Annotated in this window: 13 protein-coding genes; all 13 read right to left on the reverse strand. The window is 55.5% G+C overall.

The annotated features are described in order from the left end of the window. Positions 1 to 9: 9 nt before the first annotated feature. A complete protein-coding gene (rplN, locus tag DM813_RS09680) occupies positions 10 to 378 on the reverse strand; it encodes a 50S ribosomal protein L14 (RefSeq protein ID WP_002555479.1) in 369 nt (122 codons plus the stop codon). A 23-nt stretch (positions 379 to 401) separates the two neighbouring features. Next, a complete protein-coding gene (gene rpsQ, locus DM813_RS09685) occupies positions 402 to 668 on the reverse strand; it encodes a 30S ribosomal protein S17 (protein WP_028944481.1) in 267 nt (88 codons plus the stop codon). Positions 669 to 670: 2 nt separating this feature from the next. Next, positions 671 to 862, reverse strand: coding sequence for a 50S ribosomal protein L29 (gene rpmC, locus DM813_RS09690; RefSeq protein ID WP_002555481.1), 192 nt, complete (start codon positions 860 to 862; stop codon positions 671 to 673). After that, positions 862 to 1275 carry a 50S ribosomal protein L16 gene (gene rplP, locus DM813_RS09695; protein WP_003255479.1) on the reverse strand — a complete coding sequence of 138 codons (414 nt, stop codon included), beginning with the start codon at positions 1273 to 1275 and terminating at the stop codon, positions 862 to 864. Before rplP ends, rpmC begins: the two co-directional genes overlap by 1 nt. Positions 1276 to 1287: 12 nt before the next feature. Then, the gene (rpsC, locus tag DM813_RS09700) at positions 1288 to 1974 is read right to left on the reverse strand and encodes a 30S ribosomal protein S3 (protein ID WP_010220308.1); all 687 of its coding nucleotides are present in this window, start codon (positions 1972 to 1974) and stop codon (positions 1288 to 1290) included. A 13-nt stretch (positions 1975 to 1987) separates the two neighbouring features. After that, positions 1988 to 2320: a 50S ribosomal protein L22 gene (gene rplV / locus DM813_RS09705; RefSeq protein ID WP_003103908.1), complete on the reverse strand. Its 333-nt coding sequence runs from the start codon at positions 2318 to 2320 to the stop codon at positions 1988 to 1990. A gap of 11 nt (positions 2321 to 2331) precedes the next feature. Beyond that, a complete protein-coding gene (rpsS, locus tag DM813_RS09710) occupies positions 2332 to 2607 on the reverse strand; it encodes a 30S ribosomal protein S19 (RefSeq protein ID WP_002555486.1) in 276 nt (91 codons plus the stop codon). Between the two features lie 16 nt (positions 2608 to 2623). After that, positions 2624 to 3448, reverse strand: coding sequence for a 50S ribosomal protein L2 (rplB, locus tag DM813_RS09715; RefSeq protein WP_038606161.1), 825 nt, complete (start codon positions 3446 to 3448; stop codon positions 2624 to 2626). Positions 3449 to 3462: 14 nt separating this feature from the next. Further along, a complete protein-coding gene (gene rplW / locus DM813_RS09720; RefSeq protein ID WP_128323185.1) occupies positions 3463 to 3762 on the reverse strand; it encodes a 50S ribosomal protein L23 in 300 nt (99 codons plus the stop codon). Further along, complete coding sequence (gene rplD, locus DM813_RS09725; RefSeq protein ID WP_010220305.1) at positions 3759 to 4361, reverse strand: 50S ribosomal protein L4; 603 nt, start codon at positions 4359 to 4361, stop codon at positions 3759 to 3761. Before rplD ends, rplW begins: the two co-directional genes overlap by 4 nt. A gap of 12 nt (positions 4362 to 4373) precedes the next feature. Beyond that, entirely contained in the window at positions 4374 to 5009 is a 636-nt protein-coding gene (gene rplC / locus DM813_RS09730; protein WP_028944484.1) for a 50S ribosomal protein L3, read from the reverse strand. A gap of 80 nt (positions 5010 to 5089) precedes the next feature. Then, positions 5090 to 5401: a 30S ribosomal protein S10 gene (gene rpsJ / locus DM813_RS09735; protein WP_003186070.1), complete on the reverse strand. Its 312-nt coding sequence runs from the start codon at positions 5399 to 5401 to the stop codon at positions 5090 to 5092. A 143-nt stretch (positions 5402 to 5544) separates the two neighbouring features. Further along, positions 5545 to 6561, reverse strand: a 1017-nt coding sequence (tuf, locus tag DM813_RS09740; RefSeq protein ID WP_128321420.1) for an elongation factor Tu, incomplete at its 5' end; no start/stop codon positions are given.

The following is a 6561-nucleotide window of genomic DNA, read 5'->3' on the forward strand; positions in this document are numbered from 1 at the left end:
CGGATCTCCTTACAGCACTTCTGGGGCGAGCGAGACGATCTTCATGAACTTCTCAGTACGAAGTTCACGGGTCACTGGCCCAAAGATACGGGTGCCGATCGGCTCTTGCTTGTTGTTCAGCAGAACAGCAGCATTGCCATCAAAGCGGATGATGGAGCCGTCAGCGCGACGGACACCGTGGCGAGTGCGGACTACAACAGCAGTCATCACTTGGCCTTTCTTCACTTTACCGCGAGGAATTGCTTCCTTGACGGTTACCTTGATGATGTCACCGATGCCGGCGTAACGGCGGTGCGAACCGCCGAGAACCTTGATGCACATGACGCGACGAGCGCCGCTGTTATCGGCCACATCGAGCATGGATTGAGTCTGAATCATAAAATTTCTCCGACCCTTAGCCCTTAGACTTCAACAGCGCGTTCGAGAACTTCAACCAGTGCCCAAGCTTTGGTCTTGGCCAGCGGACGGGTCTCACGGATGGAGACCTTGTCGCCGATGTGGCACTGATTGGTTTCGTCGTGCGCGTGCAGCTTAGTCGAACGCTTAACGTATTTACCGTAGATCGGGTGCTTTACGCGACGCTCGATCAGTACGGTGATGGTTTTGTCCATCTTGTCGCTGACGACACGGCCAGTCAGCGTACGGACGGTTTTTTCAGCTTCAGCCATGATCACTTACCTGCCTGCTGGTTGAGCACAGTTTTCACGCGAGCGATGTCACGCTTAACTTGCGAGAGCAGGTGCGACTGCCCCAACTGGCCAGTTGCTTTCTGCATACGCAGATTGAACTGGTCGCGCAGCAAGCCGAGCAGTTGCTCGTTCAGTTGCTGTGCTGATTTTTCACGAAGTTCATTCGCTTTCATCACATCACCGTCCGCTTAACAAAGGAGGTGGCGAGAGGCAGCTTTGCAGCCGCCAAGGCGAAAGCCTCACGCGCCAACTCTTCAGAAACACCCTCGATCTCGTACAGGACTTTGCCTGGCTGGATCTGGGCAACCCAGTATTCCACGGAACCTTTACCTTTACCCATCCGCACTTCGAGAGGCTTCTTGGAGATCGGCTTGTCCGGGAACACACGGATCCAGATTTTACCGCCACGTTTTACGTGACGGGTCAGAGCACGACGTGCCGACTCAATCTGGCGGGCGGTGAGACGACCGCGAGCAACAGCTTTCAGAGCAAACTCGCCGAAGCTGACTTTGCTACCGCGCAGTGCCAGACCACGGTTGTGGCCAGTCATCTGCTTGCGGAATTTTGTACGCTTTGGTTGCAACATTTGGCGTACCCCTTACTTAGCAGCTTTTTTACGAGGCGCTGGTGCTTGTGGTTTCAGTTCTTCTTGGCGACCACCAATAACTTCGCCTTTGAAAATCCAAACCTTCACACCGATCACACCGTAAGTGGTGTGAGCTTCGTAAGTGGCATAGTCGATATCAGCACGCAGGGTGTGCAGCGGCACACGACCTTCGCGATACCATTCAGTACGTGCGATTTCAGCACCACCGAGACGACCGCTCACCTGGATCTTGATGCCTTTGGCACCAATGCGCATGGCGTTCTGTACGGCGCGCTTCATGGCGCGACGGAACATCACACGACGCTCCAGCTGCTGAGCAACGCTCTGAGCAACCAGCATACCGTCGAGTTCCGGCTTGCGGATCTCTTCGATATTGATGTGCACAGGCACACCCATTTGCTTGGTCAGGTCCTGACGCAGTTTCTCAACATCTTCACCTTTCTTCCCGATAACGATACCTGGACGAGCGGTGTGGATGGTGATGCGTGCAGTTTGAGCCGGACGATGGATATCGATACGGCTAACGGACGCGCTTTTTAGTTTGTCTTGGAGGTACTCACGCACATTCAGATCTGCGAGCAAATAGTCCGCATAAGTCCGACCGTCTGCGTACCAGACGGAGGTGTGCTCCTTGACGATTCCCAGGCGAATGCCAGTGGGATGTACTTTCTGACCCATCTGATCGACTCCGTTACTTGTCCGCAACCTTGACAGTGATATGGCAAGACCGCTTGACGATGCGATCAGCGCGGCCTTTGGCACGCGGCATGATACGCTTCAGCGAACGCCCTTCGTTGACGAAAACGGTGGAGACCTTCAGGTCATCAACGTCTGCGCCTTCGTTATGCTCGGCGTTGGCTACGGCCGACTCGAGGACTTTCTTCATGATTTCAGCGGCTTTTTTGCTGCTGAAAGCCAACAGGTTGAGCGCTTCGCCCACCTTCTTCCCGCGGATCTGGTCGGCGACCAAGCGGGCTTTCTGGGCGGAGATTCGAGCGCCCGACAACTTAGCGGCTACTTCCATTTCCTTACCCCTTAACGCTTGGCTTTCTTGTCAGCCACGTGCCCACGATAAGTGCGGGTACCGGCAAACTCGCCCAGTTTATGGCCGACCATGTCTTCGTTCACGAGAACTGGGACGTGTTGGCGACCGTTGTGTACCGCGATGGTCAGACCGACCATTTGTGGCAGGATCATGGAACGACGCGACCAGGTTTTAACTGGTTTGCGATCGTTCTTCTCCGCCGCCACTTCGATCTTCTTCAGTAGGTGAAGATCGATAAAAGGACCTTTTTTCAGAGAACGTGGCACTGTCGTATCCCTCTATTTACTTGCGACGACGGACGATCATGTTGTCGGTACGCTTATTACCACGAGTCTTCGCGCCCTTAGTCGGGAAGCCCCATGGCGATACCGGATGACGACCACCGGAGGTACGACCTTCACCACCACCATGTGGGTGGTCAACCGGGTTCATGGCAACACCACGAACGGTTGGGCGAACGCCACGCCAGCGTTTGGCACCAGCTTTACCCAGCGAACGCAGGCTGTGCTCGGAGTTCGAGACTTCGCCCAGGGTCGCACGGCACTCAGCCAGGACTTTACGCATTTCACCAGAGCGCAGACGCAGGGTCACATAGACACCTTCGCGAGCGATCAGCTGAGCCGAAGCACCAGCGGAACGAGCGATCTGTGCACCTTTGCCCGGCTTCAGTTCGATGCCGTGAATGGTGCTACCCACTGGGATGTTGCGCAGTTGCAGGGAGTTGCCTGGCTTGATTGGAGCCAGAGCGCCTGCGATCAGCTGGTCGCCAGCAGCAACGCCTTTAGGGGCGATGATGTAGCGGCGCTCGCCGTCTGCGTAGCACAGCAGTGCGATGTGAGCAGTACGGTTTGGATCGTATTCGATACGCTCGACAGTGGCGACGATGCCATCTTTGTCGTTGCGACGGAAATCGACCATACGGTAATGCTGCTTATGACCACCACCTACGTGACGCGTAGTGATGCGGCCATTGTTGTTACGACCACCAGACTTCGATTTCTTCTCGAGCAGCGGTGCGTGAGGAGCGCCTTTGTGCAGCTCCTTGTTGACCACCTTGACCACGAAACGGCGGCCAGGGGAAGTCGGTTTGCATTTAACGATTGCCATGATGCACCCCTTCCTTACTCAGCACTGCTGCTGAAATCGAGATCTTGGCCTGGCTGAAGGGAGACGATCGCCTTCTTCCAGTCATTACGCTTGCCCAGACCACGTGCGGTACGCTTGGATTTACCCAGAACGTTAACGGTCGACACGTTTTCGACTTTTACGCCGAACAGGCCTTCGACAGCTTTCTTGATTTCCAGCTTGGTTGCATCAGTAGCAACCTTGAATACGAACTGGCCTTTTTTCTCAGCCAGAACGGTAGCCTTCTCGGAAACGTGCGGGCCAAGGAGGACTTTAAATACGCGTTCCTGGTTCATCCCAGCAGCTCCTCGAATTTCTTCACGGCCGACACAGTGATCAACACTTTGTCGTATGCGATCAGACTGACCGGATCGGAACCCTGTACGTCACGTACGTCGACGTGCGGCAGGTTACGAGCAGCCAGGTACAGATTCTGATCAACAGCGTCAGAAACGATCAGTACGTCGCTCAGACCCATGCCATTCAGCTTGTTCAGCAGATCTTTGGTTTTCGGTGCTTCAACAGCGAAGTCCTGAACCACGACCAGACGGTCGGTACGCACCAGCTCGGCGAGGATGGAACGCATTGCTGCGCGGTACATCTTCTTGTTGAGCTTCTGCGAGTGGTCTTGAGGACGAGCTGCGAAAGTGGTACCGCCGCCACGCCAGATTGGGCTACGGATAGTACCGGCACGAGCGCGGCCAGTACCTTTCTGACGCCATGGGCGCTTACCGCCACCAGCAACGTCGGAACGGGTTTTCTGCTGCTTGGTGCCCTGACGGCCGCCGGCCATGTAGGCCACGACTGCTTGGTGAACCAGCGTCTCGTTGAATTCGCCACCGAAAGTCAGTTCGGAAACTTCGATCGCTTGAGCGTCATTTACATTTAGTTGCATGTCAGCTTCCCCTTAACCGCGAGCCTTGGCAGCCGGACGCACAACCAGATCACCGCCAGTAGCGCCAGGAACGGCACCCTTGACCAGCAACAGATTGCGTTCAGCGTCGACGCGCACTACTTCCAGGGACTGAACGGTCACGCGCTCGGCGCCCATATGACCGGACATTTTCTTGCCCTTGAATACACGACCAGGAGTCTGGCACTGGCCGATAGAGCCCGGGACGCGGTGGGAAACGGAGTTACCGTGGGTGTTATCTTGACCGCGGAAGTTCCAGCGCTTGATGGTACCGGCAAAGCCTTTACCTTTCGACTGACCGGTAACATCTACCATTTGGCCAGCAGCGAAGATTTCTGCATTGATCAAGTCGCCAGCCTGGTAGTCGCCTTCTTCAAGACGGAACTCCCAGACACCGCGACCAGCGGCAACGTTCGCTTTAGCGAAGTGACCTGCTTGAGCAGCAGTCACGCGCGAAGCACGACGCTCACCAACAGTGACTTGCACTGCACGGTAGCCATCGGTTTCTTCGGTTTTGAACTGGGTGACGCGATTCGGCTCGATCTCAATGACCGTGACCGGAATGGAGACACCTTCTTCGGTGAAAATACGGGTCATACCGCATTTACGACCGACTACACCAATAGTCATGTTGTAAACCTCATGAGTGTACGGGGCTTTCACCCGCTATGGCCGCCCATTTCAGAGCGTTACACGACTAAGACCGTGTCTTAGCCGAGGCTGATCTGCACTTCCACGCCGGCCGCAAGATCAAGCTTCATAAGAGCATCAACGGTTTTATCCGTTGGCTGGACGATGTCCAGAACGCGCTTATGAGTACGGATCTCGTACTGGTCACGCGCGTCTTTGTTGACGTGCGGGGAGACCAGAACGGTGAACCGCTCTTTGCGAGTAGGCAGTGGAATTGGACCACGCACTTGAGCACCAGTACGTTTCGCGGTTTCCACGATTTCCTGGGTGGATTGGTCGATCAGGCGATGGTCAAAAGCCTTCAACCTGATACGGATTTGCTGATTTTGCATTGGATTTCAGACTCCAGGCTGCTATTCCCACCGGGCGCACTACGCCCGTTAAAAGGAGGCGTGATTCTATAGACGCCCCTATTGGGTGTCAACCCAATAAAAAAAGCCCCCGCTGAGCGGGGGCTTTTTCAACCTATCGAGTATTACTCGATGATTTTGGCTACGACGCCAGCGCCGACGGTACGACCGCCTTCACGGATAGCGAAACGCAGACCATCTTCCATTGCGATGGTTTTGATCAGAGTGACAGTCATCTGGATGTTGTCACCTGGCATTACCATTTCAACGCCTTCTGGCAGCTCGCAGTTACCGGTCACGTCAGTAGTACGGAAGTAGAACTGTGGACGGTAGCCTTTGAAGAACGGAGTATGACGGCCGCCTTCTTCCTTGCTCAGAACGTAAACTTCTGCGGTGAACTTGGTGTGCGGCTTAACCGAACCTGGCTTGACCAGAACCTGACCACGCTCAACGTCGTCACGCTTGGTGCCACGCAGCAGAACGCCGCAGTTCTCGCCAGCACGACCTTCGTCCAGCAGCTTGCGGAACATCTCAACACCGGTGCAGGTGGTGGTGGTGGTGTCACGCAGACCAACGATTTCCAGGGCGTCCTGAACGCGGACGATACCACGCTCGATACGACCGGTAACAACGGTACCACGACCCGAGATCGAGAATACGTCTTCGATTGGCATCAGGAACGGCTTGTCGATAGCACGCTCAGGCTCTGGGATGTAGCTGTCCAGAGTCTCAACCAGCTTCTTGACAGCGGTGGTGCCCATTTCGTTGTCGTCTTTGCCTTCCAGCGCCATACGAGCCGAACCGATGATGATCGGGGTGTCGTCGCCTGGGAAGTCATAGGTGGACAGCAGGTCGCGAACTTCCATCTCGACCAGTTCCAACAGCTCAGCGTCGTCTACCAGGTCAGCCTTGTTCAGGAAGACCACGATGTACGGAACGCCTACCTGACGGGACAGCAGGATGTGCTCACGGGTTTGTGGCATCGGACCATCGGCGGCCGAGCAAACCAGGATCGCGCCGTCCATCTGGGCAGCACCGGTGATCATGTTCTTCACGTAGTCAGCGTGACCTGGGCAGTCAACGTGAGCGTAGTGACGAATGTTCGAGTTGTACTCGACGTGCGCGGTGTTGATGGTGATACC

The sequence above is a fragment of the Pseudomonas alkylphenolica genome (assembly GCF_004025535.1).
Classification (GTDB): domain Bacteria; phylum Pseudomonadota; class Gammaproteobacteria; order Pseudomonadales; family Pseudomonadaceae; genus Aquipseudomonas; species Aquipseudomonas alkylphenolica_A.

What these genes read in the sequence shown, in the direction of transcription:
- rplN (WP_002555479.1), bottom strand. Translation starts at nt 378, where the DNA reads ATGATTCAGACTCAATCCATGCTCGATGTGGCCGATAACAGCGGCGCT.
- rpsQ (WP_028944481.1), bottom strand. Translation starts at nt 668, where the DNA reads ATGGCTGAAGCTGAAAAAACCGTCCGTACGCTGACTGGCCGTGTCGTC.
- rpmC (WP_002555481.1), bottom strand. Translation starts at nt 862, where the DNA reads ATGAAAGCGAATGAACTTCGTGAAAAATCAGCACAGCAACTGAACGAG.
- rplP (WP_003255479.1), bottom strand. Translation starts at nt 1,275, where the DNA reads ATGTTGCAACCAAAGCGTACAAAATTCCGCAAGCAGATGACTGGCCAC.
- rpsC (WP_010220308.1), bottom strand. Translation starts at nt 1,974, where the DNA reads ATGGGTCAGAAAGTACATCCCACTGGCATTCGCCTGGGAATCGTCAAG.
- rplV (WP_003103908.1), bottom strand. Translation starts at nt 2,320, where the DNA reads ATGGAAGTAGCCGCTAAGTTGTCGGGCGCTCGAATCTCCGCCCAGAAA.
- rplB (WP_038606161.1), bottom strand. Translation starts at nt 3,448, where the DNA reads ATGGCAATCGTTAAATGCAAACCGACTTCCCCTGGCCGCCGTTTCGTG.
- rplW (WP_128323185.1), bottom strand. Translation starts at nt 3,762, where the DNA reads ATGAACCAGGAACGCGTATTTAAAGTCCTCCTTGGCCCGCACGTTTCC.
- rplD (WP_010220305.1), bottom strand. Translation starts at nt 4,361, where the DNA reads ATGCAACTAAATGTAAATGACGCTCAAGCGATCGAAGTTTCCGAACTG.
- rplC (WP_028944484.1), bottom strand. Translation starts at nt 5,009, where the DNA reads ATGACTATTGGTGTAGTCGGTCGTAAATGCGGTATGACCCGTATTTTC.
- rpsJ (WP_003186070.1), bottom strand. Translation starts at nt 5,401, where the DNA reads ATGCAAAATCAGCAAATCCGTATCAGGTTGAAGGCTTTTGACCATCGC.